This window comes from Lentzea aerocolonigenes, assembly GCF_000974445.1.
GTDB lineage: Bacteria > Actinomycetota > Actinomycetes > Mycobacteriales > Pseudonocardiaceae > Lentzea > Lentzea aerocolonigenes.
On record NZ_BBOJ01000003.1, the window covers coordinates 208525 to 234569 of the forward strand.

The 26045-nt window shown below is 71.0% G+C and carries 24 protein-coding genes and 2 pseudogenes; 12 read left to right on the plus strand and 14 right to left on the minus strand.

Going from position 1 to position 26045, the window contains the following annotated elements:
* Window positions 1-41: 41 nt before the first annotated feature.
* Window positions 42-269, minus strand: a pseudogene (locus AOM45_RS52690) (cellulose binding domain-containing protein); the annotation flags it as partial.
* A 576-nt stretch (window positions 270-845) separates the two neighbouring features.
* Between AOM45_RS52690 and AOM45_RS07035 the strand changes: the two are divergent.
* The 3 genes from AOM45_RS07035 (at window position 846) to AOM45_RS07045 (ending at window position 2421) form a co-directional block, all read left to right on the plus strand.
* The gene (locus AOM45_RS07035; protein WP_030466924.1) at window positions 846-1256 is read left to right on the plus strand and encodes a hypothetical protein; all 411 of its coding nucleotides are present in this window, start codon (window positions 846-848) and stop codon (window positions 1254-1256) included.
* Between the two features lie 176 nt (window positions 1257-1432).
* Window positions 1433-1783 carry a hypothetical protein gene (locus AOM45_RS07040; RefSeq protein WP_030466925.1) on the plus strand — a complete coding sequence of 117 codons (351 nt, stop codon included), beginning with the start codon at window positions 1433-1435 and terminating at the stop codon, window positions 1781-1783.
* A 47-nt stretch (window positions 1784-1830) separates the two neighbouring features.
* Window positions 1831-2421: a superoxide dismutase family protein gene (locus AOM45_RS07045; RefSeq protein ID WP_030466926.1), complete on the plus strand. Its 591-nt coding sequence runs from the start codon at window positions 1831-1833 to the stop codon at window positions 2419-2421.
* Between the two features lie 278 nt (window positions 2422-2699).
* Here AOM45_RS07045 and AOM45_RS07050 read toward each other — a convergent pair whose 3' ends face one another.
* The 5 genes from AOM45_RS07050 to AOM45_RS07070 form a co-directional block, all read right to left on the minus strand.
* On the minus strand, window positions 2700-3575 hold the full coding sequence (locus AOM45_RS07050; RefSeq protein ID WP_162185637.1) for a PucR family transcriptional regulator: 876 nt from the start codon (window positions 3573-3575) through the stop codon (window positions 2700-2702).
* 425 nt (window positions 3576-4000) lie between these two features.
* Window positions 4001-6799 carry an ATP-binding protein gene (locus AOM45_RS07055; RefSeq protein WP_156093746.1) on the minus strand — a complete coding sequence of 933 codons (2799 nt, stop codon included), beginning with the start codon at window positions 6797-6799 and terminating at the stop codon, window positions 4001-4003.
* The gene (locus AOM45_RS07060; RefSeq protein ID WP_030466929.1) at window positions 6796-9210 is read right to left on the minus strand and encodes an ATP-binding protein; all 2415 of its coding nucleotides are present in this window, start codon (window positions 9208-9210) and stop codon (window positions 6796-6798) included. Before AOM45_RS07060 ends, AOM45_RS07055 begins: the two co-directional genes overlap by 4 nt.
* 58 nt (window positions 9211-9268) lie before the next feature.
* The gene (locus AOM45_RS07065; protein ID WP_030466930.1) at window positions 9269-11926 is read right to left on the minus strand and encodes a helix-turn-helix transcriptional regulator; all 2658 of its coding nucleotides are present in this window, start codon (window positions 11924-11926) and stop codon (window positions 9269-9271) included.
* 232 nt (window positions 11927-12158) lie between these two features.
* Window positions 12159-12392, minus strand: coding sequence for an IclR family transcriptional regulator domain-containing protein (locus AOM45_RS07070; protein ID WP_051783061.1), 234 nt, complete (start codon window positions 12390-12392; stop codon window positions 12159-12161).
* Window positions 12393-12412: 20 nt separating this feature from the next.
* On the opposite strand from AOM45_RS07070, the gene AOM45_RS53430 reads away from it, so the two are divergent.
* Complete coding sequence (locus AOM45_RS53430) at window positions 12413-12565, plus strand: hypothetical protein (protein WP_253728178.1); 153 nt, start codon at window positions 12413-12415, stop codon at window positions 12563-12565.
* Here the strand turns inward: AOM45_RS53430 and AOM45_RS54015 are convergent.
* Both AOM45_RS54015 and AOM45_RS07075 read right to left on the minus strand, forming a co-directional pair.
* Window positions 12493-12861: pseudogene (locus tag AOM45_RS54015) on the minus strand (IclR family transcriptional regulator domain-containing protein); the annotation flags it as partial. The gene AOM45_RS53430 and the pseudogene AOM45_RS54015 sit on opposite strands and share 73 nt — an antisense overlap.
* A gap of 99 nt (window positions 12862-12960) precedes the next feature.
* On the minus strand, window positions 12961-13917 hold the full coding sequence (locus AOM45_RS07075; RefSeq protein WP_081902012.1) for an SMP-30/gluconolactonase/LRE family protein: 957 nt from the start codon (window positions 13915-13917) through the stop codon (window positions 12961-12963).
* 135 nt (window positions 13918-14052) lie between these two features.
* Between AOM45_RS07075 and AOM45_RS50635 the strand changes: the two genes are divergently transcribed.
* Both AOM45_RS50635 and AOM45_RS07080 read left to right on the plus strand, forming a co-directional pair.
* Complete coding sequence (locus AOM45_RS50635; RefSeq protein ID WP_156093747.1) at window positions 14053-14214, plus strand: hypothetical protein; 162 nt, start codon at window positions 14053-14055, stop codon at window positions 14212-14214.
* A gap of 489 nt (window positions 14215-14703) precedes the next feature.
* Window positions 14704-15018, plus strand: a complete 315-nt coding sequence (locus tag AOM45_RS07080) for a hypothetical protein (RefSeq protein ID WP_156093748.1) — start codon at window positions 14704-14706, stop codon at window positions 15016-15018.
* A gap of 163 nt (window positions 15019-15181) precedes the next feature.
* On the opposite strand, the gene AOM45_RS07085 is transcribed toward AOM45_RS07080, so the two are convergent.
* The gene (locus AOM45_RS07085; protein WP_156093749.1) at window positions 15182-15376 is read right to left on the minus strand and encodes a hypothetical protein; all 195 of its coding nucleotides are present in this window, start codon (window positions 15374-15376) and stop codon (window positions 15182-15184) included.
* A gap of 21 nt (window positions 15377-15397) precedes the next feature.
* The gene (locus AOM45_RS07090; RefSeq protein WP_156093750.1) at window positions 15398-15748 is read right to left on the minus strand and encodes a hypothetical protein; all 351 of its coding nucleotides are present in this window, start codon (window positions 15746-15748) and stop codon (window positions 15398-15400) included.
* 246 nt (window positions 15749-15994) lie between these two features.
* Here AOM45_RS07090 and AOM45_RS07095 point away from each other — a divergent pair, with 246 nt between their 5' ends.
* A complete protein-coding gene (locus AOM45_RS07095; RefSeq protein ID WP_030466935.1) occupies window positions 15995-16432 on the plus strand; it encodes a nuclear transport factor 2 family protein in 438 nt (145 codons plus the stop codon).
* Window positions 16429-16983 (plus strand): TetR/AcrR family transcriptional regulator, encoded by a 555-nt coding sequence (locus tag AOM45_RS07100; RefSeq protein ID WP_081902013.1) that lies wholly within the window; start codon window positions 16429-16431, stop codon window positions 16981-16983. The genes AOM45_RS07095 and AOM45_RS07100 overlap by 4 nt, the downstream gene beginning before the upstream one ends.
* Before the next feature lie 69 nt (window positions 16984-17052).
* On the opposite strand, the gene AOM45_RS07105 is transcribed toward AOM45_RS07100, so the two are convergent.
* Window positions 17053-18393: a glycoside hydrolase family 43 protein gene (locus AOM45_RS07105; protein ID WP_030466937.1), complete on the minus strand. Its 1341-nt coding sequence runs from the start codon at window positions 18391-18393 to the stop codon at window positions 17053-17055.
* Window positions 18394-18536: 143 nt separating this feature from the next.
* Window positions 18537-19733 (minus strand): hypothetical protein, encoded by a 1197-nt coding sequence (locus tag AOM45_RS07110; protein ID WP_030466938.1) that lies wholly within the window; start codon window positions 19731-19733, stop codon window positions 18537-18539.
* 189 nt (window positions 19734-19922) lie between these two features.
* Between AOM45_RS07110 and AOM45_RS07115 the strand changes: the two genes are divergently transcribed.
* Window positions 19923-20543 carry a DUF47 domain-containing protein gene (locus AOM45_RS07115; protein ID WP_030466939.1) on the plus strand — a complete coding sequence of 207 codons (621 nt, stop codon included), beginning with the start codon at window positions 19923-19925 and terminating at the stop codon, window positions 20541-20543.
* The gene (locus AOM45_RS07120) at window positions 20543-21532 is read left to right on the plus strand and encodes an inorganic phosphate transporter (protein WP_030466940.1); all 990 of its coding nucleotides are present in this window, start codon (window positions 20543-20545) and stop codon (window positions 21530-21532) included. Before AOM45_RS07115 ends, AOM45_RS07120 begins: the two co-directional genes overlap by 1 nt.
* A gap of 4 nt (window positions 21533-21536) precedes the next feature.
* Here the strand turns inward: AOM45_RS07120 and AOM45_RS07125 are convergent, their stop codons facing one another.
* Window positions 21537-21854 carry a hypothetical protein gene (locus tag AOM45_RS07125; protein ID WP_059362265.1) on the minus strand — a complete coding sequence of 106 codons (318 nt, stop codon included), beginning with the start codon at window positions 21852-21854 and terminating at the stop codon, window positions 21537-21539.
* A 171-nt stretch (window positions 21855-22025) separates the two neighbouring features.
* Between AOM45_RS07125 and AOM45_RS07130 the strand changes: the two genes are divergently transcribed.
* Window positions 22026-22763, plus strand: a complete 738-nt coding sequence (locus tag AOM45_RS07130) for a D-Ala-D-Ala carboxypeptidase family metallohydrolase (protein WP_030466942.1) — start codon at window positions 22026-22028, stop codon at window positions 22761-22763.
* A gap of 1 nt (window position 22764) precedes the next feature.
* Here AOM45_RS07130 and AOM45_RS07135 read toward each other — a convergent pair whose 3' ends face one another.
* Complete coding sequence (locus tag AOM45_RS07135; RefSeq protein WP_030466943.1) at window positions 22765-24372, minus strand: serine/threonine-protein kinase; 1608 nt, start codon at window positions 24370-24372, stop codon at window positions 22765-22767.
* 120 nt (window positions 24373-24492) lie between these two features.
* Here AOM45_RS07135 and AOM45_RS07140 point away from each other — a divergent pair, with 120 nt between their 5' ends.
* Complete coding sequence (locus AOM45_RS07140) at window positions 24493-26031, plus strand: HD domain-containing phosphohydrolase (RefSeq protein WP_030466944.1); 1539 nt, start codon at window positions 24493-24495, stop codon at window positions 26029-26031.
* The last annotated feature ends 14 nt before the right edge of the window (window positions 26032-26045 follow it).

Here is a 26045-nt window from a genome sequence, read left to right on the forward strand (position 1 = left end):
TGCTGCAAGGTCTGGTTGCCGGGATAGGTGTAGGTCAGCGTCCAGCCGTCGATCGCCGACGACCCGAGGTTCGAGATGGTCACCTCGACACCGAACCCGCTGCCCCAGTCGTTGGTCGTGTACTTGACCCGGCAGGCGAACGGGGCCGCCGCGCTCGTGTCACTCGCCCACGACCCGCCCGCCGCAGCGGTCAGGACGGTGCACGCGATGGACACGGCGGCACCCAGGGCGGCGAGCGCTGTGGTGCGTTTTCTGGTTCTTCCCGGCATCGGCACTCCTCTGTGCAGATCAGGTTCAGCCCGCCGTCGGCCTCCGGAGGCGTTCACCAGGTGGGCAGGGGCCTGCTGAACGGAGGACGAGCCACTCCGGGAGAGAAGCACGCCCACTCGTCTGGGAGCGCTCCCAGATTCACGGTAGCGAAGCTTGCGCGAAACGTGAAGAGCTTGGCCCTGACACGGTCAGGCACCGAAAAGGTTTCTGCGGAAGGCGTTCGCGTCCGGAATTCGCTGTGTCACGCTTTCGCTGTCCCACGGGATGGCCTGATGCGGCCCGAGATCGCCGACGCCCTCGTTGGTGGACCTGGGGCCGCCCGTCGAGCGCCGAATCGTCGGCTCAGTCCCTCGGCCAGTTGAGGTTCTTGACCTTCTCGAAGCCTCACCGGCAGGCGACGGATCTGTCCACTCTGGACAGTCTGGCTCTGCCCGGTTCCGGCGCCGGTCCACCTGCTTCTGCGGAAGTCGTTCCGAAGACTGATGAAGTCTGAGCGTGAGCCGCTTTCACACCGCTGAATTTCGGAATGCGCCGTGTCACGCTCTCGGTGCCGTCACGTTCCGAAAGGACCAGCAATGCCGAAGTTCGTCGTCAAGCGCTCGGCCCTCGCCGTCGCAGTGGTCGCCGCGGCGGCGCTCCTCGGGGCACCCGCCGCCCAGGCCGACTCTCCTGCGGGTCAGCACGTCGTCGCCTTCTCGAAGGTGCCGTCGGAGACCAAGAGCGTGCTCATCGACCGCTCGAACAACACGAGCGCGCCCAGCTCGTCCGTCTGCCTGAGGAACCTGCCGTCCGGGCAGACGTACAGCTCGAGCGTGCACGTCGACAACTACTCGACGCCGGACCTCACGTTCTACTCCTCCTCCGACTGCTCCCGCGGTGCGCAGAGCAGCGGGTTCATCGACGTCAACAAGGACAACCTGGCGAAGGTCTGGGTGTCGTGGCGGACCTACCACCCGTACTGGGGCAGGGTCGGCCTGGCCGGCTGAGCTCGTCCGAACGCGACGGTCCCCCGTCCTGGCCACCACGGCCGGGACGGGGGACCTTGTTCTTTCCGGAAATCTCCGCCGACCCACGAACTTCTTGCGCATCGTCCGGAAAGCCGCCCAAGACGGTCCATTGTGGAATTAGCTTTCACCTGCCGGCACACCACGAGAGGTGAGAGATGCTTCCCTTCACACGCAGGGCACTGGTGGTCGCAGCCGTCGCCGCCGCAGTTCTGGGGACGCCCGGCCTGGCCCAGGCGTCCTCTCCGTCGGTGCAGCTGGAGCTCTGCAACACCAGGCCGGAGTCGGGCGAGTTCGAGATCACCGGGCGCAACCAGCACGACACCAGGGTCTCCTCGCCGATCCTCATCATCTCCGGGGGTGGCTGCAGGCTCTTCGCGAACTGGTGGTGGAAGACGAGCCAGACGGTGAGCGTGGCCGCCCGCAGAGGCGGCAGCCTGAGCGGGGTGTCCTTCACCATCAGCTCCGCCGAGCGGAACGGCTCGACCGTCACGTACCCGGTCGGATAGCGCCCTTTCACGACTGTCCGTCCACTTCGAACGAACCAGGAGAATCGATGCGCACGACCGCGACCGCCTTCACGGGCACCGTCCTGCTGGCGGCCGGACTCGCCGCCTGTTCCTCCGGCGGCGCCACGAGTCCTGCCCCTGCCTCGACCGGGGTGACCCCGGTGACGGGAGTCGCGGTCAGCGAGCCCGCCGCGTCCGGGGAGCAGCCGAAGGGCATCACCTACGACACGAAGCGGGTTCCGGCCGGCGCGCAGATCGCGACGTCCGCGAAGGTCGACGGCGGGCGGACCACGGTGACGCTGACGGTCACGGGCCTGCTGCCGGACACCAAGTACGGCTCGCACGTGCACACCAAGCCGTGCGGCGCGAAACCGGCCGACTCCGGCCCGCACTACCAGGACCAGAAGGACCCGGTCACGCCGAGCGTCGACTCGAAGTACGCCAACGCGGAGAACGAGATCTGGCTGGACTTCACCACCGACGCCAAGGGCGGGGCGACCTCCTCGGCGACGGTCGGCTGGGAGTTCCGCAAGGGCGAGGCCAACTCCGTCGTCGTCCACGCCGCGCACACCAGCACGGAGCACGGCAAGGCGGGCACGGCGGGCGACCGGCTGGCGTGCGTCACCAACGCCTTCTGAACCGCCTGAGCAAAGCCGACCCAGCAGCTGTTGCCAGCCGGCACGCGGGGCCCTTTCGTACTCTCACAAAGTACGAAAGCTCCCCGCGTGCCTGAAAATGGGGCTGGTGGGGGCCGTGTGAGTGAACGGACAGCACTTCGATTCAGGCTCTTCGCCCGCTCCACCCTCGCGCACACCAACACCCCGAATCGTCTGCTCAGCCCCTCCCGCACTGGCACGGAGCAGACGCAGAGCCGTCCGCCGGAATCCGGCGGACGGCTCTCGTTCCCGTGTCAGGTTCAGCGCACCGAGTCGGCGATCAGCGCGGCGGTCAGCAGTTGCACGCCGCGGCCGCTCGTCGGGTCGCAGCCGGTGACGCCGGCGATCCGCTGCAGCCGGTAGTCGAGCGTGCTGCGGTGGATGAAGAGGTTCTTCGCCGCCTTGTTGCGGTTGTAGTCGGCGTCGATCAGGGCCGTGAGCGTCTCCCACAGCACCGCGTGGGCCCGCAGCGGCTTGATCACCGCGACCAGGTTCTCGGTGACCTCCTCGTGGCGGATCACCGCGTACTCGACGAGGACGTCGTTGATGCTGTACATGCCGCTGGCGCGCCTGCCCGCCGCGACGAGGCGCAGGACGTCGCTCGCCTCGCGGAAGCCGTCCGCGAGCTGGGCCCGTCCCCGCTTCGCGACGGCGAGCCAGCCGCTGCCGTTCAGCCACTGGGTGAGGTGCCCGGTGATGCGCTTCGTGCGGCAGTCGTCGAGGTCCGGGATCAGCAGCACGAGGTCGCCGTCGTGGCGCGTGCTGAGGACGCCGGGGCCCGCGAGCTCGGCCGAGACCGCCTTGCCGCGACCGGGAGCGCCGCTGCGGACGACCGCGACGAGGTAGCGCGTGGCCAGGCTGTCCAGCACGGCCTGCGGCACCGCGCGGCCCGCGATCAGGTCGGCGGCCAGGTCCCGCGGCACGCTCGGGGCCTGGCCCGCGTTGCGCCGGAAGCCTGCCAGGAACTCCTCGAGGATCGACCCGCTGCTGCGCACGAGGTTCGCGAGCTCGGGGTTGTCACCGGCCGCCTGCAGCAGGACGTCCACGAGCTCGCCGTGGCGGTCGCCGCTCCACTTCTCACCGACAGCCCGCACTCTGGCCAGGAAGTCCACCGGCTCCGGCGAGGAGTCGCTCACCGGTCGCAAACCCGAAAACGGGGCCCTGACATCCACCGAGGGCTCCCATCCGACCGCGGTTTCCGTCATTGTCGATCCACCTTCCCGAAGGACACGGTCGTGTCGACGAAACACGATGCCTCAACTGTTCGATCGCATGTCCGCAATCACTCGCCCCAACGAGGACGCGCTTTGTCCGAACTCTCGACCGAATGAAGTCGAGGTCGTTGAAGTTTCCACCGATCTGGGAAAAATGTTAGGGAGTCTCGGGAGTCCGGGTCAACGTCGCGTACCAAATACTGTGGTGCCGTACCACCTATGGTTCGGTAGGGGGTGCACGGAGCGTGACGGTTCGGTCAGACGTATGACGTGTACCCAGTTGAAGGTGCGCTGTTCAGGGGATTGCATTAGCCGTTCTGCATCTATCCGACTACTCCGAACTGGTGTCAGTGCGTCATAAGACCGGGTGACGCCGACCCCACGCTCCGGAGCGCCGCGGCCAGCTCCGCGCGCCCCCGCACCCCGAGCTTGCGATAGGTGTTCGTGAGGTGTTTCTCAACGGCTCGCGAGGTGACGTCGAGCATCTCGGCGATTTCCTGGTTCGACCGGCCGCTCACCGCGAGCATCGCGACTTTCTGCTCCGATCGCGTCAGTTTCCTGCTGGTGGTCGAAGGGGCGCTGAATCCGAGTGCGACGCGAGCACGATCGGCGATTCGCTGCGCACCGGTTTCCTCGGCGAGTTCGAGACAGGAACGCCACGAATCCGGGCATTCCGTGAACTCGGCACGTTGTCTCAGCGCGTGCAGGAGTTCCAGCCGGTGCGCCGAGGTCCGCAGCACCTCGATCGCGCGGCCGGTGAGCTCCCGGCCGCGCTCGCCACCGACGATTCTCCCGAGCACCCGCAACGTTCTGCCGATGCCCGACGCCGCACCCCACTCCTCGGCGATCAGCCGCTCCTCCTCGGCGAGCGCGACCGCGTCGCAGGTTGCGCCGAGCTTGTGCTTGACCAGAGCGAGCGCCGACCGCCACGGGAACAGCACGGGGTTGCGCCAGCCGGACCGGTCCAGGTGTGCGCCGCAGTCGGTCAGTGTCAGCGCGGCGGCGGCGTGCGCACCGCGCGCGACGGCCGCGTGCCCGCGCAGCAGCCCGGTCACCGTGACCAGGCACGGGTTCCCGCGGTCCGCCTCGACCGAGGCGAGCACCTGGTCCACGAGGATCGGATCACCGAGCTGCAACGCGACGGCGCCGGACACGACAGCCGCCGACGTGCCGACCGAACCCGAGTCCCACGCACCGAGCTCGAGGGCGTCGGACGCGGCGCGCGTCGCCTCGGCGACACGGCCGCTCACGAGGTGGACCAACGACTGCTCAGTGCGGATCATCGCCTGTTCGACGACGTCACCTCGTTGCCGCGCGGCACCGAGCGCCCGCTCGAGCCAGTCCGCCACCACGCCGGGCGAGTCCGCCGCGGCCAGCGCCGTCACCAGCAGCGGTGCCGCGCTGGCGGAGTGCGCCGACGACGCGGGCTGACGCGCCAGCAGCTGCTCGGCCAGCACCGCCACCCGGCGCGCGGGCACGTTCGCGGTCAACGCCGCCGCGTTCACCAGCACCGACAGCAGCTCGCGGGCCGCCCCGCCGTCGGTCCACCCGGCCTCCTGCAGCTCGTCCAGCCGCGCGGAGGTGCCGGCGAATCCCCACTGCTCGGTCCGCCAGGTGAAGCGGAGTCTGGCCTCGAGCCGCAGGGAGAGGTCGCGGTCGACCCCGCTGAGGCGCTCCGCCGGGCCGAACTCGTCGACGACGCCGCGCAGGATCGAGACGACGGCGTCCGGCGCGTCCCCCATCACCGCGGGCGTGAGCCTGATCAACGCGGCCGCCCGTTCGCGAGGACCGGGCAGCAGCGCGATCGCGTACGAGAGCGTGCGCACCGCCGCGTTCACGTCCAGCAGGCGTTCCGCGCTCGCCAGCTCGACGAGGACGGTCGCCCGGTCCTGCCCGTCGACGGACGTGTCCAGCAGTGCGCGCCGCAGGTAGGCGACAGCGGTCTCCGGGGCACCGCGCCGCAGTGCGACGTGTGCGGCGTCCCGCAGAGCCTCCACCGCCCACACGCCCTGAGGTGTCGTGGTGGCGAGCAGCTGCCCCGCCACCGCTTCCACGGGTTTGCCCAGGTCGTACAGCAACCGCACAGCGCGGAGGTGGAGCTGTTCGCGTTCACCGGCGGTCATCAGGTCGTCGACCGCCTCCCGCGCACCCGGATGCGCGAAACCGGTGCCGTGGAACAACCCGAGCCGCTCCAGTCCGCGCACGATCTCCGCGGTCGACGGTTCGTCGAGACCTGCGAGCGCGCTCACCGCGTCCAGCTCGGCGGACTCCCCCAGCACCGCCGCCGCCTTCAGCAGCCGCCGCACGGGCTCCGGCTGCACCCGCATGCAGGCGACCACCCGCTCGCGGACCTGCGCCGGCCGCACGCCGCGCACCAGTTCCGCGTTCGCCTCCGTCGGCGGCTCGTCCCCCACCGCCCACGCCAGCGCGAGTCCGGTGAGCAGCAACGGATTGCCGCCGGTCGCCTCGTGGCAGGCCAGCCCGAACGCCTCGTCGCACTCGCGTCCCAGCTTGGCGCGCAGGAGCTTGGCGGCTCCTGCCGGGCTCAACGGCCGAGGGCGCAGCCGCCGGGTGGCAGCCGCGAGAACCGCCGCCGCCGCGGGCCGTTCGGCGAGCGGATCTCCCTCCCGCACGGTCACCACCATCACCACCCGCAGGTGCCGGACGCGGCCGGCCAGCAGTTCGAGCACCGCGAGCGAAGGCTCGTCGGACCACTGCAGGTCGTCGACGAGCACGAAGAGCGGCTTGGCCGTGCTGAGGTTGCGGACGAGGGCGAGCAGTCCGATGTGGACGGACTGGGTCGCGTCGCCGCCATCTCCCCTGCCGAACACCGGACCTGCCTGCGCCGCGGGCCCTTCCCACACCTGCGCCGGCGCGGCGGCCAGCACCGGGTCGAGCAACTGCCGCACCACCCCGTAGGCGTGATCACGTTCCGTCGAGGTCGCGGAGGCGTGCAACACCGAGAACGACGCGGCCGCGGGATGCCGGGACAGCGCGCGGAGGAGCGCGGTCTTGCCGTTCCCCAGCGGGCCGGACAGCACCACGACGCTGCCGCTGCCGTCCCGGGCCTGCTCGAGAGCCCGGGCCACCTGGCTCGTCTCGTCATCGCGTTCGAGCAGCACTCCGGTCGCGCATCCTCTCGTCATGCCGTGGGAACCCAGCCGAGCCCGCGGGCCCGGTGGATCAGCGGGGTCGACCGGCACAGCACGGCGATCTCCGCCGCCTCACCGATCATCGGCGCCGCGGCCGCGGGGTCCACGACCTGGGCGAGCTCGAGCAGTGCGGTCGCGCGCAGCAGCCGGAACGGCGAACCCGTGAGCAGGCGGACGGCCTCCCGCAGGTGATCCTCTCCGCCGACGACGGCCGCGCAGCTCAGGTGGGCGCGGGCCGTGGCGCTGGGCGCGCCCCAGCGCTGGGCGAGTTCCAGGTCGCGCGCACACGTGCGGGCCGCGCGTTCGTGATCGCCGGTCGCGGCCAGGGCCGCCGCCGCGATCGACCGCCACGGCAGTGCGGCGGGGTTCACCCACTGCCGGGACAGCATCCAGCGGCCGCACTCGTCCGCGCGCGCCACGGCCTCGGCGGGGTCGCCGGTCACGAGAGCGAGCACGGCGCGGGCGAAGCTGAAGAACGTCCGCGCGTACCCGAAGCCGATCCGCTCGTCCGGCTGGCTCGCGGCCAGCTCGATCGCGCGGTCCAGGTCGCCGCGTTCGAGGTGCACCAGCACGTCCGCGGCGACCATGATCGGGCGCGCGTCCGGGTGCAGGTTCTCCAGCGGGTACACCGACCGCGCCTGCTCCATGTCGGCGGCGGCGTGGTCGAGGTCGCCCGCCATGGCGCGCACCTTCGCCCGCATCATCAGCGCCTGCGGCACCACCGTGGTCAGGCGCCTCCGCCGGGCCTCCGCGATCACCAGGTCCAGGCCGGCGACGGCCCCGGCGACGTCGTCGAGCGCGCCCAGCGTGAGGCACCCGAACAGGCGCGACGTGAGCAGCTTGGCGGGTGCGTCGAGGGCGGTCCTCGCCGCCACCCCGGCACGTTCGGCGTCGACGCCCTCACACGCGTGCATCCACGCGGCGACCCCCGCGCGATCGGGGTTGCCGCACGAGCCGGGCAGTTCGGCCGTCTCGAGAATGCCCAGTTCCGGGGTCTCGACCGGTGCGTCGTCGGCGATCCAGTACAACGACGTGACGGCTTCGCGATCGCCCCCGGACGACCGCACCGCGGCGAGCGTGCGCCGCAGCAGGGCGGCGTCACCGCGTCCCCACAGCTGGTCCGCCGCCGCGAGCCGCACGTCCGCGCACTCCGGTGGCTGGGGTTCCAGCAACATCCTGGCGAGCCTGCGGTCCGCGGCGACGGGTTCGGCCAGGCACTCCGCGATGGCGAGCTCCAGCACGAGCTCGGCGCGCACGAGCGGTGTGACGTGTTCGGTCAACGCCCGGCGCAGGTACGCGGTGGCCTCGGCCGGACGGTCGCCGTTCGCCTCTTCTCGTGCAGCGGCCCGCAGCAGCGGCACCACCCACGCCTCACCGAGCGGCGGGGCCCCGACCAGCAACCGCGCCACCTCGGACGGGTGGACGGCGCACTGGTGTCCCAGCCGGGCCGCCCGCGCGTGCAGGTCTTCACGTGCCTGCGCCGGCATGTCCTCCAGCACCCGCGCGACCCGGATGCCCGCGGACAGCTCCGGTTTGCCCGGCTCCGTCACCAGGCCCGCGCCCACGAGCAGCTCCAGCGCCCGGCCCAGCGTGATCGTCCGCAGCCCGGCCAGCACCCCCAGCAGGTCGGCCGGGAACGACGGACCGCAGACCGCGATCACCCGCAGCAGGTCGACGGCTTCCGCGGGCAGCGAGCGGACGGCGCGCGTGGTGAAGTCCGCGAGCACGTCGGCCGCGATCCCCGCGACCGCGCCGGTGCTGGCGCCGACGGGTTCCAGGCCGTCCTCCGCGCACCGGTCGAGCAACGGCCGCAGCGTCGCCGGACGGCCACCGGTGTGGTCGTGCAGGGCCGTGGCGAACTCGTCGTCGCCCGGCCTGCCGAACCTGCCGGTCACCAGCCCCGAGACGCCGTCGTGCCCGAGCGGCCGCAACGGCACCGTCGTGGCGCCGGGCAGCACCGGGAGGCAGGCGTCCGTGACGACCGCGACCACCATCGGCACCCCGACGGCCCGTCCGGCCAGACTCGCGAGCCAGGCGAGCGACTCGGCGTCGAGCAGGTCCGCGTCGTCGACCGCGACGAGCACCGGCCGGTCACGAGCCAGCTCCACCAGCGCGCCGACGGCCGCCGGGCCGCGGTCGTCGCGGTGCAGCTGGGACATCAGCTCGGCCACCGCACCGCCGGGTCCGCCCACCGCCGGGCACCCGCCCGCGGCCGTCAGCACCGTGACGTCCGCGCGCCGGGCGAGGTGGACGAGGTGGTCGAGCACCGCGGTCCTGCCGGTGCCGCGGTGGCCGCAGATCTCCAGCAGCGACGACCGGCCCGCTGCCAGCATCCGCATCGACCGTTCCAGCACGGCGAGCGCGGCGTCCCGTTCGACCAGCGTGAGCACTCCCAGGGGGTTCATCGCAGTTCCACCGCCCGCTCAGCCTCTCGTTCCACCATCGCGACAACTCCCCCGCCGCTCATCGCAGCTGCAGCGCCAGCTCGGCGCGGGTCTGGGCGCCCAGCTTCCGGTAGGCGTTCGAGAGGTGGCTCTCCACGGTCCGCACCGTCACGTACAGCTTCTCGGCGATCTCCCGGTTGGTCAGCCCGTCGGCGGCGAGCTCCGCGACCCTGAGCTCACCGCTGGTGAGCGCGTCCCTGGGTGAGGCGTGCACCGCGCTCACCCGGCCGCCCGCGGCGGTCAGCAGCTCGTGTGCCCGGTCCGCGGCCATGCTCGCGCCGCAGCGCACCGCTATGTCCATCGCCGCCCGCAGGTGCTTGCGGGCCGTCTTCTCGTCCTGCTCGCGCATCAGCGCGTTGCCCAGCGCCCGCAACGCCTGCGCTTCGCACAGCCTCGATCCCGCCTCGCCCAGTTCGGCGACGGCCTGCTCCAGCGTCAGGACGTCTCCCGTGCTCATCCCCTCGGCGAGCAGGGCGTAGCCGCGCGCGGCCGGCGTGTTCCAGGCGAGCGCGGCGTCGGCACCGCGTTCGGCGATCTCTGCCGCCTCGGCGAGCCTGCCCAGCCGCATGGTCACCGCGACGGCGTCGATCCACCACGGCACGAGCACCGGGTTGTGCACGCCCATCGCGTCGAACTCGCGGCCGCACCGCCGGAGCATGTCCAGTGCCGAGTCGTGGTCGCCGCGGTTCCACAGCCAGTGCGCCCTGACGTCCAGCGACCAGCCGTACTCGACCGGGTGGCGCGGTGTGTGCATGCGGTGCAGGAGCTGCTCGGTCCGGTCGGTGTCGCCACGGCGCACCAGCACCGACGCCAGCACCGTCAACGCGCCGAAGTCCTCGGGACCGGGCATCTCCAGCGCGGTGCGGGCGTCCCGCTCCGCCTGCAGCAGGTCACCCGAGTCGTACGCGAGACCTGCGCGCGCCGCCAGGGCGACCTTGCGGGTCTCCGCGTCACCGGCCGCGGCCTCGACGATCTCGTCCACCAGCGTCACGGCGGCGGCCGGCTCGCCGCAGAAGTGCAGCGACACGACCGTGAAGACGTCCCAGAACCCGCGGGCACCACCAGGTGCGGGCAACGCGGACCGGAGGTGGCCCAGTGCCGCGGGAAGTGACTCGCCGCGCAGCACCTCGGCCCTCGCGAGCTGCTGTGCGAGCCGGCGACCGCCCTCCGCCCGGCCCTCGCACGGTGTGATCACCCGCGCCAGGTCCATCGCCTGGCGGACGGTCGCCGAACCGCCGAACCCGTTGGCGAGGGCCATGGCCTCGGTCTGGGCCCGCAGCTCGGGGTCGACCGCGGCGAGCCTGCCCGTGCGCTCCTCTTCGGACAGGTAACAGGAGAGCAACCGGAACCCGTCGGGCCCGCGGCCCGCCCGCAGCGCCACCGCGCCGCAGCTGATCGCCACCGACACGCGCACCGCGGGATCGGTGACGTCGGCGAGCAGCTCCGCGAAGACGTCCATCGCCGCCGACGGGTCGATCTCGGACAACCGGGTCGCCAGTTCGTGGCGCGTGTCGACGTGGCCGGGCACCGCGTCCAGCACCCTCCGCAGGTAGCTCACCGCCAGCTCCGGGGCGAGCGTGTTCTCCCGTGCCGCACCACGCAACGCGCAGAACATCCACACCTCGTTCAGCTCGGGCAGCAGCACGACCAGCCGGGCGATCTCCTCCTGCGGGCGGCCCTCGTCGGTGAGCAGCCGTGCCGCCCTCGTCCGGACCTCCGCCAGGTTGTCCGCGCCGTCGAGCACCCGTTCGCGCAGCACGGCCGAACGGAAACACCCGGCCGGGGTGAGCACACCGACGGCCACCAGTTCCGCGCGCTTCGCCTCGGCCACCGCCGGTGAGATCTCGGCGAGCGTCGCGGCGCTCGCGGCCTCGGTGCCGCCGAGCACCGCCACCGCGGTGACGTACCGGCGCGTCGGCTCCGGCTGGTCCTCGAGCCACGCGAGCTGCCACGCGACGAGCTCGGTCTCGACGTCGGGCGCGGCGTCGCGGGAGCAGGCCTTCGCCGCCCAGGCGAGTGCGACCTCCGGGATGCCTGCCGTGGCCTCCAGCGCGGTGAGGACGGTGTCGCGCTCGGGGATGAACCCGCACTCGCGGGCGATCAGCTCCGTCACGTCGGCCTCGTCGAACGGGCCGAGGTCGATCGTGGTCGTGTCCACGGCGCCGCTGAGATCGGCGAACATCTCCTCGGCGGCGATCCGCTCCGCACACGGGTAGACCAGCACGACGCAGACGCGCGGCTGCGGGATGCGGCGCGCGAGCACCGCGAGCCAGCGGGCGGTCGCGCGGTCGCAGCGGTGGGCGTCGTCGAGCACGAGCACCAGCGGCCGGTCCGCCGTGCGCGGGACGACCAGGTCGTTCAGCGCGTACGACCGGGCGTGCTCGTCGCGTCCGGCGGGCAGCGCGTCGACCACGTCCGCGCCGAGCAGGCTCCTCGCGGCGGCGAGGTCCTCGCTGCCGGCGCAGGTGGTCACGAGGACGTCCGCCTCGTCGCCGGCCTCGTCGCGCAGCAGCTCGACCAGCGCCGACTTCCCGATGGCACGCGGCCCGCGCAGGTGCAGGACGCCGAAGCGGCCCGCGACGACCTCCCGCATCTCGGCGGCCACCCGGCGCAGCTCTCGGCGGCGCCCGGCCGGTCGCCCGGTGGTCAGCCGCTCACCCACTTCGGACAGCGCCATTCCCCGACTCCCTTGTCCGCACCAGGGTCGTACCGAACGAGTCAGCCCGCCATCGCGTTCAGCATTTGGTACAACTTTCAATCGCGAAACAGGTTACTCACATTCGTCCTAACGCTTCGACAACTTGAGCACCACTTGAGGTTTCACGAAGGTGTTGACGCTGGCCCGCGCAGTTTCGAGCTGATTCACGAATTGAGACGCCCGGCGCGACGGGTCGTGACGGGAATTCCCACTATCGGGTGACGGATCGGGCCAGTCCCCCGGCGAGCGCGGTCAGATCCCGCACGAGACCGGTGCGCAGCTGGTCGGTCATCCGGGCCGCCAGCAGAGTCGCGCTCACGGCGGTGGGGATCTCGGTGCCGGGCAGGGCCACGCTGACGCAGACGACGCCCTCGGTGTTCTGCTCGTCGTCGACCGCGTACCCGCGCTGCCGCGTCGCGTCGAGGTCGGCGCGGAGCTCGTCCACGCCGCGGTGAGACCTGGGGCGTGAGCACGGGGAGCCTGCCGACGCCGGAGAGCCGTTCCTCCAGTTCGTCGCCGGGTAGAGACGCGAGCATCGCCTTCCCCAGCGCCGTCACCACGGCGGGCATGCGGCGGCCGATGTCGCTCGCCAGGCGGACCGGCTGGCTGCCGTCGTGACGGGCGAGGTAGACCACCTCGAGACCGTCGAGCACGGCGAGCAGCACCGTCTCCTGCCCACCGACCGGCAGCCCGCTCGCGGCCCGCCGGAACTCCTGGACGAGGTCCGTGCCCGCGAGGAACGCCTGACCGACCAATCCCAGGTCATTCTTCACGCGAAATAGCAGGGCACGAACGTGCTCGGGAATGTCCCGCCACGGCTGGGCGACGAGGCGCCCTTCCAGGCTCGCGGCCGCCAGGTCGAACCGCGCGCGGCGGCCCGTCCTGGAGAACAGCCGCGTGAGGTAGTTCTTCACCGCCTTCGTTCACACCATTCGACCACGCGTCCACATCGTGAACAATGCGCTTCGCCTGGACCATTTCCGGATTTCGCGCACATGATTTCCGCACAACGATCAGCGCGCCGCCGACGCACCCCTGGTTCTGGTGCGGACGCGGTAGAGGCTCGTGGAGGCGGCGATGAACAGCTCGTCACCACCGGGTCCGCCGAAGCACACGTTGCCGACCTTCTCCGGCACCGGGATCTTGCCGAGCCGCGTGCCGTCCGGCGCGTAGACCTGCACCGAGTCACCGCTGGAGGTCCAGACGTTGCCGTGCTCGTCGACGCGGAAGCCGTCCGCCACACCGGGTTCGACCTCCGCGAACACCCTGCCGCCGCGGCACTCCCAGTCGCTGCTGACGTCGTAGACGCGGATGCAGTGCTGCCCGCCGCCGTCGGTGCGCAACGCGGCCGAGGTGTCCGAGACGTAGAGCCGCCGTTCGTCCGGCGAGAAGGCCAGCCCGTTCGGTTCCTCCACGTCGACGACCACCGCGGTCAGCTCACCGGTGCCCGGAACGAACCGGAACACGTGGTGGGCGCCGTACTCCCGCTCACCGGGATGACCCTCTTGAGGCAGGATGATCCCGTACGGCGGATCGGTGAACCAGATCGCGTCGTCGGACGCGACCACGACGTCGTTGGGAGAGTTGAACCTCGCGGACCCGAAGCGGTGGACCAGGACCGTCGTCGTGCCGTCCGGTTCGGTGCGCTCGACCGCGCGCCTGCCGTGCGAGCACGCCACGACGCGTCCCTGACGGTCGAGTGTCCGGCCGTTGGTGAACTCGACGTCCGTGCGGTCCACCGTGACCTCTCCGGTCGCGGCCGACCAGCGCAGGATCCGGTTTCCGGGGATGTCGGACCAGATGACGGCGTCCTCGCCCGGCAGCCACAGCGGCCCTTCGCTCCACGTCGCCCCGCCGCCGAGCCGCTCGAGCCCGTACCGCGAGTCGATCAGCTCGGTGAACCCGGGATCCTCGACGAGGACCTCCAGCGCCTCGCGCACGGGCACATCACCACCTCTCGTTCGGTCCATGGAACCCCGTCCAGCATTTCGCACGCAACACGTGGATTTCGCACTTCGTCCGGTGTTCCGCCCAGCGATTCCGACGCTTTCGGAAATCCTTCACGACCGGGGGTTCACCCGCACCTCCCGTGCCTGGCCGGCCGGATGGTCACCCCAGCGACGCGGCTGATCGACGAACAGACGCACGTGCTGCGCGAGGCGTTGACGACGGCCCTCCGTTCGATCAGCACCGACCTGCCTCACCTCGCGGCGAAGGTCACGACGCAGGCGAGCTGGGCTCGGCGGACGAACCCCGGGCGGCGCTGAGGTCCGTTCTGGACTCGACGCTCGCCCTGCCGATGCCCGGCAGCCGCGAGCCCATCGGCGTGTGAGCGACCCTTTCCGAACTACGCGGAACATGCTCCGCCCACCTTCCGATCAAAGCGGTCCACAAAGGAGGGTTGCTCACATTCGCCGGGTACTCACCGGAGATGACTGTGGCACCGAGTTCCCTTCGCAGAGCGCCGCGATCGAAGAGACGCGACCCGCCGCCGACCGGAAGTGCTTGCAGACCTACAGGTTCCGGGCACGCGGAACCGAGCCCGGCATGCTGTACGGCCTGCAACAGCCGGACGGCTCCAACAGGTGGGTCCAGCCGTGGCGCTGCTACAGCAACTGATTCCTCCCTGCGGAAACGCTTCCGAGGATCTCGGAAAGATTCCGCAGAACTCGGAACACCTCGCCTGAGCGTTGTCGGAACGACCACCGCCAGGCTTGGGTGACCGCACGTGCAAGATCTACTCATGGGAGGTTGCTGTGTTCACGAAGTTCGGCAGGACGGTGCGGACGACCGCGGTCGCGCTCGTCCTCGCCGCGGGCGCCGGAGTCGTGCTCGGTACCGCGCCCGCCAGCGCCGACTCCGCGACGATCGACTTCGAGCTCGCGTCGCGATCGCCGCAGAAGCCCGCCTGGGACCCCTCGGTGAGGGCGACGGAGGGTGCGGCCAGCCGGCGCTGCTTCGGGGTGTACGGGTTCAGGACTCGCGACTACAAGCCGGAGAGCATCGACGGCTTCCCCCGCGGCGACGGGAGCTGGGCCTGGTTCATCAAGTGGCGGTGCTACAGCAACTAGCAGGCGAACCTCGAAAGCCCTGGACATCCGTCCGGGGCTTTCTCATTTCCACGGGTTCCGCGGTGAAGTAGCGGACAAAGCGAAAACCATTCGGAACACCTGGACGGTTCAGGGTGCGCGACGAACGATTGCAGCACATTCACTCACCGGAGGTGTGCTGACCCTACGGACCGGTCAGGCACCGGCCGTTCACGCGGATGCTCTTGACGTGCGAGACCTGGTACGTAACGGCCACGCACGAGGAGAACGGCTGCGCCCGGCAGGTCGCCGCGACGGCCGAACCGGGGACCAGCACGGTGCTCGCCGACACGGCGGCCGCTGCGGCCACGCCCGCCAGCCACACCTTCTTGCGATTCATCATCTGCACCTTTTCCTTCACCTATCGGGAGATCGTCACCCAGCGGAAGTCGCGGTCGTCCTCGGTGAGCGCCCAGCGGACGGTCGCGGAGTTGTGCGTGTTGCTCTCGCACCTCCCGCCGCCGTAGGTCTGGACGTCCGGGAACACGTCGGCCACGTCGTCGACGTGGACGCTCGAGTACGTGCCGGGCGGGCCGATCAGGCACCGCCCGGGTTCACCGCGACGAACGGTGCCGTCAATCCCGCTCCGGGCGCCTTCTCCCTCAACGGCCGCTCCTGCGCCACCGGCTGACCGGAGATCGTCTCGGACGGTCCGCACGAGCGAGAGCGCGTCGGCGTGGAGGTGGCCGTTGCCGCTCGCCGCCCGGATCATCACGGTGTCCGGCCGCCAGCGGGATGTTCGCGAGCTCGTGCCGGGTCCGGCCGCGTCGGTGACCTGTACGGCGCGAACGTGAAGGCCGGCGCTCCGCCACGATCCCCGCGGGTGGCACGCAGTGGTTGCGGTTCAACGCCAAGCAGGGACCCCAGAGCTCGGCCCCGCGGTCCTCCACGTTGAACGACGTGACGTCAGAACCGCGTGACCCTGGCGCAACTTCTTACTTACTTGTAAGTTAGAAGTATGACGATCCTGGCTGAGGTGGCCGCCACCGACATCGACGCGGTCGAAGAGTTCTGCGGGCTGTGGGAGAAGGCGTGGAACGGGCACGACGCGGACGCCGTCGCGGCCCTGTGCGCGGACGACCTCGTCTACGACGAACCGGCGCTGCGTTCGACGGAGTACGGCCCGGACGCCCTCCGCGCTTTCGTCACGCACATGAGCAGGACTTTCCCGGACTACTCGTTCACGCGCATCGGCTACTACGCCGACGTGACGCGGCGTGCGCTCGTGGTGGCGTGGCACTTCACCGGCACCCACGCCGGCAACGGCAGGCGGGTCGAGTTCCACGGTGACGACCGGCTGGAACTGGGCGAGGACGGGCTGGTCCACGCCTACCGCTGCCTCTACGACAACAAGTTCGTGGAGCGCCAGGTCCGCGGCGAAGCCGTCAAGGGGTGAGCGGGACCGCGCCCGTCCGGATGCCCGCCGCGGCGCGCCGGGCGGTGATCCTCGAAGCGGCCGGCGCCGAGTTCGCCCGCAACGGCCTGGCGGGCGGGCGCCTGGAGGTCATCGCCGAGCAGGCCGGCGTCTCGCACCCGCGGATCGTGCAGCTCTTCGGCTCCAAGAAGAAGTTGTTCCTGGAGGTCGTCGACGTCACCTTCGACAAGATCGAGGCCGTGTTCGAGCGTGCGGAACCGACGTTGACCGCGCTGGGCGACGCCTACGTGAAGCTCCTGCGCCGTGAGCCGGGTGCCGGTCTCGTGATGCTGCAGGGTTTCGCGGCGGCGGCCGACCCCGAGGTGCAGGTGGCGGTGCGGCGACGTCATCTGGACCTGATGAAGGCGATCGCCCGGTTGACGGGCGCGGATGCCTTGCAGGTGCGGACGTTCTTCGCGACGGGGCTGATCCAGACCGTCTCGACCGCGCTCGAACTGTCCGAGCGGCGCGCCGACACCGCCTGGAGCGCCTGGATTCTCCAGCTCGTCGCTCCGGCCGGGCAGGAGGACTGAGAAGTCCACTGTGGACGCCGCCGTCTGGTGGGAACCCCACGCAGACGGCGGCGAGTCCACCGAACTGGTTCAGCCGAGCGGCGCGGTGACCGTGAAGGACGCGTCGTTCGCGAAGCCCGAGCCGGACGCGAACTGGTCGACCCTCACCTCGAAGGCGTAGTGCCGCAGGTACCGGCCGGGATGGCTGTAGGACTCCAGCGACAGACCGCCCGCGAGCCCTGCGCGGCCGCAGAACGTGGCGTCACTGGCGAACGCCGCGTCGCCACTGTTGACGTCCAGCCGCACGCGGAAGTTGTAGTGCCGCAGGTAGCGGTCCGGGAAGTTCACCGAGCGCAACGACACGCAGGCCGCGTTCGCCAGGCCGGGCACGACGGTGAAGGTCGCATCCTGCCGGTCGGTGGCCGTGCTGATCTGCTCGACGTAGGCGAGGTTGTCGCGGTGCCGCACGTAGCGGTCCGGGTAGTTCACCGAACGCAGCGAACGGTTTCCGGTCGGCACGGCCGTTCCGTCGCCCGAGTCTTCCCGCAGCACGGTGAAGTGGCGCGCCGTGCCGGACAGGCCCGGCAGCTCGGTCTTCGCACCGAACGAGGAGAGGTCGGCGCTGTCCGCGTAGAAGTACCGTTTTTGGCCGTACTGGTCGAAGTAGAGGCGCCAGCGGCCGTCCGGGAGCTGCACCAGGGCCGGCCCCTCCAGGCCGGAGCCCCAGCCCGCCCAGTTGCCGGTCCCCTGGAACGTCCAGGGCCCGTTCAGCGAGGTCGCGGTCGCGTGCTCGATGTACTTCGTCGTCTCGTTCTTGAGGAAGTTGTGGTACGTGCCGCCGGTCTTCACCACGAAGCTGTCGATGTAGTTCGCCGCGATGCCCAGGGCGACCGGTGACGTCCAAGTGGACAGGTCGCCGTTGGTCGCCGTGACCCGGTAGGGCCGGAACTGTCCAGCCGTGCCGGTGGTGGAGGCGGAGAAGATGACGTGCACGCTGCCGTCGGTGTCCTTGAACCACTCCGGGGCCCACGTGCTGCCGGTCGCGCCGTTGAGCCCGACCTTGACGTTGCGCAGGAACGTCCACGTCGTGTGGTCGGCGCTGCGGGCGAAGCCGATGGTGTCGCCGGTCCAGCCGGTCGTGTAGACGACGTAGTAGTAGCCGTCGGTGTGCCGCATGACGCTGGGGTCGCGGATGAGCCCGGACGGCGGCGTGTAGGCGTTCGCCCGCAGCAGCGAGAAGTTCGTCGCGTTCGCCGAGTCGTAGACGTACATGTTCGACTCGCTGCTGTTGGTGAACGCCGTCATGAGGTAGTGCGGAACCGGCCCTGCCGCCTGGGCGGCCGGTGCGGTGACGGCGAGGCCGGTGACCGCACCGGCGAAGGTGGCGAACGCGGCGAGCAACGGACGCCATCGGTGGGTGCGCAGGCGCATGTACCCGGCTCCTGTCATCGTCGTTGATGAATCCGGTAGTGAGCGCTAACACTATGACCGGCTACATGTTCGATGACAATGTCCAGGTTCAGCTATTTCTTGAACAAACTGCGGTGGAGCGTCTTGTTAGCGTGCACAAGTGCTCACAGCGCGCCGCCCGGCCTGCGGCCACCGGTCAGCGCCTCGACCTGCTCGGCGGTGAACGGCGGCCCGAGCAGGTCCCCGCGCAGGGCGTGGCAGCGGAACATGTCGGCGATGTAGTGCATGCGGTCCGGCAGGTCGGCCCAGTCGCGGGCGGCGGTGCCGCGCGTGCTGTCAGGTGTCGGGTCGACGGTCTTCAGCAGTGCGAGCAGGTCCGGATCGGACAGCTCCGCGAGCTCCGGCGGGAACGTCGCGGGCAGGTCCCTGCTCAGGTCGAGCAGTTCACCACCGGGCAGCGCCAGGGTCATCAGGTGTTCGGTGACCGCCCGCCGCACGAGCGCTCGCACCTGGTCGGACAGCTGCTCGCCGGCGATGCGGACGGCGGTCCGCCTGCCCAGCACGGTCAGCAGGGCGACGCGGAACCACCTGACCACCCGGTTGCCCGGCAGCAGCACCTCGAGCAGGCGGCGTTCGAGCTCGCGGGGGTCGACGACGGGTGCCTGCATCGCGGCGGCGATCTCCGGTTGCAAGCGGGTCTGCTCGTGCAGGCCCACCTCGATGTTCGCCAGGAGCAGGAGTTCGGCCCGCTGCTTCGGGTCGCTGGTGGTCATCGCGCGGTGGTACCGGGTGAAGGCCTGCCGCAGGTAGCGCTGCCCCTCGGGTGGTTCGCCCGGCCGGAGCCCGGCGCAGAACTCCTCGATCCGCTCGTCGCCGGGCCCCTGGCCGAACTCGGCGAGGAACCGCGCGAACTCACGCGCGATCTCCTCGAAGACCTTGAGGTTGCCCTGTGCCGACGCGGCGCTGACGTCGTCGAGCCGTGCGGTCGTCACGATCGTCCGGCGCACGACCTCGTGCACGCGGTCCAGGCCCTGTTGCGGAACGGCCCGGCGCAGGCTGCGCGCCATCAGGTCGATTCCGGCGGCCACCTCGGGTGAGGACTTCAGCAGACGTTCCGCGGTGCGCGCGAGGTCTTCCTGCCGGATGGTCTGCCCGATCTGCTTGGAGGCCCACACGGCGAACGTGCACCAGTTCGCGGACCCGCCGGTGCGGGCGGCCACGGCCCGCGACAGCAGGTGGTAGCAGTGGGTGATCTGAAGGTTGCGGACGACGGGATCGGGGTGCGCCGCGATCCGGTCGACGTCGGCCACGACCGGGACGCCGTCGCTGAGCTCGTGCACGTCCGCGCCGGTCCGGCTCACGGGGCCGGCTTCTCTCTTGCAGTGTTCACACCCTCTTGATCGTCCGTGGAGGGGTGAACGTGACGCGGCGGATCGGAGGTGAGCCCGTGTTTGGTCGTCGCGCCAGTGGGTAGACCTGCCCCGTCAGCACCGGCGAACTCCGCCTGCCCCGACCAGCTGGTCTCGATCGTCTGAGGAGAGGTCATCGGCATGCGCATCAGCCGCAAGCCCACGGGCGCGAAGTTCTTCGAGCTGTTCGCCGAGATCGGCGCGAACATCGGCGCCGGCGTGGAGCTGCTGCGCGAGTTCGTCCAGGCGCCCGAGCAGGACCGCGCCGAGCTGGCGGCACGGATGCACACCCTCGAGAACGCCGCCGACGACGCGACCCACGCCATCATCGAGCACCTCGACCGGTCGTTCGTCACGCCGTTCGACCGGGAGGACATCTACCGCCTCGCGGCCAGGCTGGACGACGTCGTCGACCACATGGACGCCGCGGTCGACCTGGCGACCCTCTACCGCGTGGGCGAGCTGCCCGGCGGCGTCGCGGTGCAGGCCGACCTGCTGTGCCGGGCCGCTCAGCTCACCGCCGCGGCCATGCCCCGCCTCGCCGAACCGCAGGAGCTGACCGCGTTCTGGGTCGAGGTCAACCAGATCGAGAACGAGGCCGACCAGGTCTACCGCAGACTGCTGTCGGAGCTGTTCAACGGTGAGCGCGACGCCCTCGAGGTCATGAAGCTCAAGGACGTCGTGGACGAGCTGGAGGCCGCCGCCGACGCCTTCGAACACGTCGCGAACGCCGTGCACTCGATCGCCGTCAAGGAAGCGTGATGCTGACCGCCGGACTGGTGGTCGTGATCGTCCTCGCGCTCGCGTTCGACTTCACCAACGGCTTCCACGACGCGGCCAACGCCATCGCGACCGCCGTGTCGACCCGTGCGCTGACCCTGCGCGCCGCCCTGACGCTCGCGGCGGTGATGAACCTGATCGGCGCGCTGCTGGGCACCGCCGTCGCCGTGACGATCGCCAAGGGCATCATCGACACCCCCGTCGGCAACGACGCGCTGCACGTGGTGACCGCCGCGCTGGCCGGTGCCATCACGTGGAACCTCATCACCTGGTACTTCGGCCTGCCGTCGTCGTCCTCGCACGCCCTGGTCGGCGGCCTGGTCGGCGCGGCGCTCGCGTCCGCCACCACCGTGCACTGGGCCGGGGTGCTGGAGAAGGTCGTCATCCCGATGGTGGCCTCTCCCCTCATCGGCCTGCTGCTCGGCTACGCGGTGATGACCGTGATCATGTGGTCGTTCCGCAGGGCCAACGCGCACCGGGCGGGCCGCCTGATGCGCCGCGCCCAGGTGTTCTCCGCGGCGAGCCTCGCCCTCGGCCACGGCCTGCAGGACGCCCAGAAGAGCATGGGTGTGATCGTGCTCGGGCTGGTCGTGTCCGGTCACCAGACCGGCTACTCGGTGCCGTTCTGGGTGATCCTGGCGTGCGCGGTGGCCCTGTCGGCCGGCACCTACGCGGGCGGCCTGCGGATCATGCGCACCCTGGGCAGGCGCATCTTCCACCTCACCCCGCCGCACGGCTTCGCCGCCGAACTGTCCGCGTCCTCCGTGCTGTACCTGGCCGCGTTCGTGTTCCACGCCCCGATCTCGACCACGCACGTGATCACGTCAGCGGTGATGGGTGTCGGCGCGACCACACGCCGGTCGGCGGTGCGGTGGTCGGTGGCGGCGGACATCGCCAAGGGGTGGGTGCTGACGCTGCCCGCGTCCGCGCTCGTGGCCGCGGGTGCGTACGGGGTGATCACGTTGCTGTGAGCGCTCAGATCTCGGCGGCACGCCTGCGATCGGCCTGAGCGTCGGCACGGTGCCGAGCGGCCGCGGCGCGACGGGCCGCGGCCCCACTTCCACCGCGTGCCGCCGCCTGCTCGAGGACGTCCGCTGCTCGTTCGTGTGCGGCGGCGGAGTCGTCGAGGCTTTCGCGGAGGCTCTCCCGCGCCTGAGCCGCGTGGTGCAGTGCCTCGATCAGTGCGGCCACCGCCGTTTCGGCGTCCTCCGGCGTCGACGCTCTCCCCGAACGCGTGCTGAGCTGAGCGCGGCGCGACCGCAACTCGCGGATGCGTTCCGCGGTGCTGCACACCCTGGCCTCTGCCCGCTCACCGGACGCCACATGTCAGCGTCTCGCTCCGGGGATCGCGACACAAGTCCCCGGGGACCACTCACCGAACTAGGAGTTCACTTGGTTGCTCGTTGACAGCCCCGGTGCGAACTCGACACGCTGCAGATCCCTGTGATCGAAAGGTGTGCTGTCGTGAAACTCCGCTTCGTCTTACCGGTCGTCGCCCTGCTCCTCACCGCCGGTGTCGCTCCTGCCGCGGCACAGACCGGCCCCTCCGCAGCCGACGCCTGCTACACCTGGGGACGCACGCTCGCGGAAGGAACCTCGGGCGAGGACGTCCGTCAGCTGCAGATCCGCGTGGCCGGATATCCCGGCTACGGCGGCGTTCTCGGCCTCGACGGACAGTTCGGGCCCGCCACCAAGGCGGCCGTGACGCGGTTCCAGCAGGCCTACGGTCTCGGCGCCGACGGCATCGCGGGGTCGGCGACGTTCGCGAAGATCTACGAACTGCAGGACAACGACTGCACGCCGGTCAACTTCACCTACGACGAGCTGAACAACTGCAACTCCGACTGGTCCGGCGGCAACGTCTCCGCTGCCACCGCGCGCGCCAACGCCCTGGTGTCGATGTGGAAGCTGCAGGCCATGCGGCACGCCATGGGTGACAGGCCGATCGACGTCAACGGCGGCTTCCGCAGCGTCTCCTGCAACAACGCCGTCGGCGGTTCCCCCACGAGCCGTCACCTGTACGGCGACGCCGTCGACCTCGGCGCGGGCTCGCAGGGCTTCTGCGCGTTGGCGCGGCAGGCCCGCAACCACGGCTTCAACGAGATCCTCGGGCCCGGCTACACCGGTCACGACGACCACGTGCACGTCGCGCACCGCTCCACCCGCTTCTGGTCCGCGCCGAGCTGCGGCGTGTCCAGCTGACTCAGAGCGCCGACAGGATCGTGGTGTTCCACCACAGGTCGAGGCTGTCGAGCGTCTTGAGGTCACCCGGCCTCTTCACCACGCCGATGGTGAGCGTGCGGGTGTCGACCCACCACACCTGCGCGTTGCCGTCGGCGACGAAGCACGTCGTGAACTCGCCGGGCAACGGGCCGGAGGTGTCGCGGTAGTAGAGCGCGTAGTGAATCGGGTCGGACTCGGGACGGCATCCGCCGCGCTCGTCCATCCGCGGGATGCCCCGGCTCGTCACCAACGCCTGGAAGAACGCGTCCTGGCCGGCGCGGTCGCCGAACAGCCGGAACTCGGACTCGTCCGGCGCGGGGTACCGGGGCGACCACGCTCCCGGCTTGGTGCAGCGGACGACGGCCACGGCGCCGCCGTCCGGAGTGGACGGCACGCACTCGGCGGAGGTCTTGTAGACGTCGGGGAGAGCGGCCAGCAGCTTCTCCACCTCCGGTGACCGCGTCGTGGAGGTGGTCGTGGGCGTGCTGCTGGACGTGGTTGTCGTGGTGCTGGTGGAAGTGGTGCCGGAGCCGCGCGTTCTGTCGCCGTTGGAGAAGACCACCGCGGTCACGATCACCAGCACCGCGACCGCCAGGCCTCCGGCGATGAGGGCCGGAGTCGCGGTGCCGGGCTCGGCGTTGCGCTTCGGCGGGCGCACGATTTCGGTGGCGGCGGTGCGGGGTTGGGGCGGTGGTTGCGGGGCCTGGTGGGCGGCCAGTGGGGTCGTGGGAGTGGCGGGGCCGAACTGTCCCGCCGGTGGCGTCGCGGGTGCGGACGCCAGGGCCTGCGCGGCCGCCCGCGCGAGCTCACCCGCGGTGGCGTAGCGGTCGGCGGGGTTCTTGGCCATGCCTCGGGCGATGACGTCGTCCAGCGCCCGTGGCACGGCCGGGTTCACCAGGGACGCCCTCGGCGGCGGTTCCTTCAGGTGCGCCCAGATCTGGGCCGCGGTGCCGTCCGCGGTGAACGGACGCCGGCCCGTCACGCACGCGAACAGGACACCGGCCAGGGCGTACACGTCCGCGCGGCCGTCCACCGGGCCGCTCTCGAAGCGCTCGGGCGCCATGTAGTCCAGCGTGCCGACCACCGAGCCCGACGCCGTGAGGCCCGTCGCGGTCGGCGAGACGCTGCGGGCGATGCCGAAGTCCACCAGGTACACGAAGTCGCCGGAGGTCACGAGCACGTTCGACGGCTTCACGTCGCGGTGCACGAGGCCGTCGGCGTGCGCGGCGTCCAGGGCGCTCGCCACCTGCTCGACGATGCGCACGGCCCGCGACGGCTCGATCGCCCGCTCGCGGATCACGTCCGACAGGTCGGCCCCCTCCACGAGCCGCATGTCCAGGTAGAGCCGGTCGTCGATCTCGCCGTAGGCGTGGATGGGGATGACGTGCGGCTCCCGCAGCCGCGCCACGATCTGGGCCTCGCGGCGGAAGCGGGCGCGGTACTCCCGGTCGCCGTGGTGGGCGGGCGACAGTCTCTTGAGCGCCACGAACCGGTCGTGCACCGTGTCGTAGGCCCGGTGCACCTCGCCCATCCCACCCCGGCCGAGCAGCTGCTCGATCCGGTACGGCCCGAACGCCTCCTGCGTCATCGTCTCCGTGTCCCGAGAGCCTTGTCCGTTCGCCGCGAGCAGCTTACGGTCGCGCTCGCGCCGCGCGGGCGGACAACGGGAAACCACAGCCGAAGCAGCTCGCGGAGCTACCCTTCGCGGGTGGAGCTTGGTGATCGCGACGCCGGGATCGACCTGGCCGAACTGCTGGCGGCGTTCTCGCTCGCCACGGACCTCGGCCTGGGCCAGCCGATGGAGCACGTGCTCCGGTCGTGGCGGATCGCCGAGCGCCTCGCCGGGCACGTGGGCCTGCCGGAGGACCAGCGGCGGTCGCTGTTCTACGTCTCCATGCTCGGCTGGGTCGGCTGCATCGCGGACTCCCCCGAGGTGGCCGCGTCGTTCGGTGACGACATCGCCTTCCGCGCGGACAGCTACGACGTCGATCTCGCCGGGATGGCGGGGATCGGTTTCTTCCTGCGTCGGGCCGGCCGGGGTGGACCGGTGTGGCACCGGCTCCGGGTCGCGACGACGATGCTGACGACTGGCGGCCAGAACGTCGTGCAGGGCATGCAGTCGCACTGCCTGACGACGTCGACGCTGGCGGAACGGCTCGGGCTCGGCGAGGACGTCGTCACCGCGCTGCGGCAGTTCTTCACCCGCTGGGACGGCCGAGGGGTCCCGCACGGGGTGGGCGGCACGGACATCGCGCCGACAATCCGCCTGCTGCACCTCGCCGACGTCGTCGAGGTGCGGCACCGGACCGGCGGGATCGACGCCGCGCTCGAAGTCGCGAAAGCACGGCGCGGCAGCCAGTTCGCACCCGACGTGGTCGACGCGTTCCTCGCGCACGCGCCAGAAGTGTTGGCCGGCACCGAAATCGGCCCGCTCACCGCCGACCGCCCGCTGACCGAGAACGACCTGGACACGGCACTGGAAGCCTTGGCGGACTTCACCGATCTGCGCTGCGCCTCACGCGCCGGGCACTCCCGCGGCGTCGCAGAGCTCGCCGGTGCCGCGGCCCGGTCGATGGGGCTACCCGTCGGCGACGTCGTGGCCACCCGGCGCGCGGGTCTGTTGCACGACATCGGGTTGCACGGCGTCCCGGTGACGGTCTTGGACCAGCCAGGACCGCTGTCGGCCACCGACTGGGAACGCGTGCGGCTCAGCTCGTACTACACCGAACGCGTCCTGTCCCGCCCGGCCGCGCTGGCCAAGCTGGGCGCGATCGCGGCCACGGCCCACGAACGCGTGGACGGCAGCGGCTACCACCGCGGCCTGTCCGGTGCCGCGGTGCCGATGACCGGTCGCCTGCTCGCCGCGGCCTGCGCGTACCGGGCGATGCTCGAACCCAGGGCGCACCGGCCGGCGTTGACGGACAAGCAGGCCGTCAGCGCCGTGCGGGACGCGATCCGTACCGGCGGCCTCGACGGCGACGCGGCCGAGGCCGTTCTCGCCGCCGCGGGCAACGGCACCCGGCGGCGCGTGTCCGGACCCGCCGGCCTCACTCCGCGCGAGGTCGAGGTGCTGATCCTGATCTCCCGCGGCGCGCAGACCGGCGAGGTCGCCGAGCAGCTGGGGATCTCCCGCAAGACGGCAGGGACGCACATCGAGCGCATCTACACCAAGACCGGGGCGTCGTCCCGCTCGACCGCGACGTTGTTCGCAATGCGCAACGGCCTGCTCGATCCGCTCGATCTGTAGGGAGAACGCCCGAC

Excerpts from the sequence above, each read along its gene's own strand:
- AOM45_RS07035 (WP_030466924.1), top strand. The coding sequence starts at position 846 with ATGCCGAAGTTCGTCGTCAAGCGCTCGGCCCTCGCCGTCGCAGTGGTC.
- AOM45_RS07040 (WP_030466925.1), top strand. The coding sequence starts at position 1,433 with ATGCTTCCCTTCACACGCAGGGCACTGGTGGTCGCAGCCGTCGCCGCC.
- AOM45_RS07045 (WP_030466926.1), top strand. The coding sequence starts at position 1,831 with ATGCGCACGACCGCGACCGCCTTCACGGGCACCGTCCTGCTGGCGGCC.
- AOM45_RS07055 (WP_156093746.1), bottom strand. The coding sequence starts at position 6,799 with ATGACGAGAGGATGCGCGACCGGAGTGCTGCTCGAACGCGATGACGAG.
- AOM45_RS07060 (WP_030466929.1), bottom strand. The coding sequence starts at position 9,210 with ATGAACCCCCTGGGAGTGCTCACGCTGGTCGAACGGGACGCCGCGCTC.
- AOM45_RS07065 (WP_030466930.1), bottom strand. The coding sequence starts at position 11,926 with ATGGCGCTGTCCGAAGTGGGTGAGCGGCTGACCACCGGGCGACCGGCC.
- AOM45_RS07075 (WP_081902012.1), bottom strand. The coding sequence starts at position 13,917 with ATGGACCGAACGAGAGGTGGTGATGTGCCCGTGCGCGAGGCGCTGGAG.
- AOM45_RS50635 (WP_156093747.1), top strand. The coding sequence starts at position 14,053 with ATGGTCACCCCAGCGACGCGGCTGATCGACGAACAGACGCACGTGCTG.
- AOM45_RS07085 (WP_156093749.1), bottom strand. The coding sequence starts at position 15,376 with ATGAATCGCAAGAAGGTGTGGCTGGCGGGCGTGGCCGCAGCGGCCGCC.
- AOM45_RS07090 (WP_156093750.1), bottom strand. The coding sequence starts at position 15,748 with ATGATCCGGGCGGCGAGCGGCAACGGCCACCTCCACGCCGACGCGCTC.
- AOM45_RS07095 (WP_030466935.1), top strand. The coding sequence starts at position 15,995 with ATGACGATCCTGGCTGAGGTGGCCGCCACCGACATCGACGCGGTCGAA.
- AOM45_RS07105 (WP_030466937.1), bottom strand. The coding sequence starts at position 18,393 with ATGCGCCTGCGCACCCACCGATGGCGTCCGTTGCTCGCCGCGTTCGCC.
- AOM45_RS07115 (WP_030466939.1), top strand. The coding sequence starts at position 19,923 with ATGCGCATCAGCCGCAAGCCCACGGGCGCGAAGTTCTTCGAGCTGTTC.
- AOM45_RS07120 (WP_030466940.1), top strand. The coding sequence starts at position 20,543 with ATGCTGACCGCCGGACTGGTGGTCGTGATCGTCCTCGCGCTCGCGTTC.
- AOM45_RS07135 (WP_030466943.1), bottom strand. The coding sequence starts at position 24,372 with ATGACGCAGGAGGCGTTCGGGCCGTACCGGATCGAGCAGCTGCTCGGC.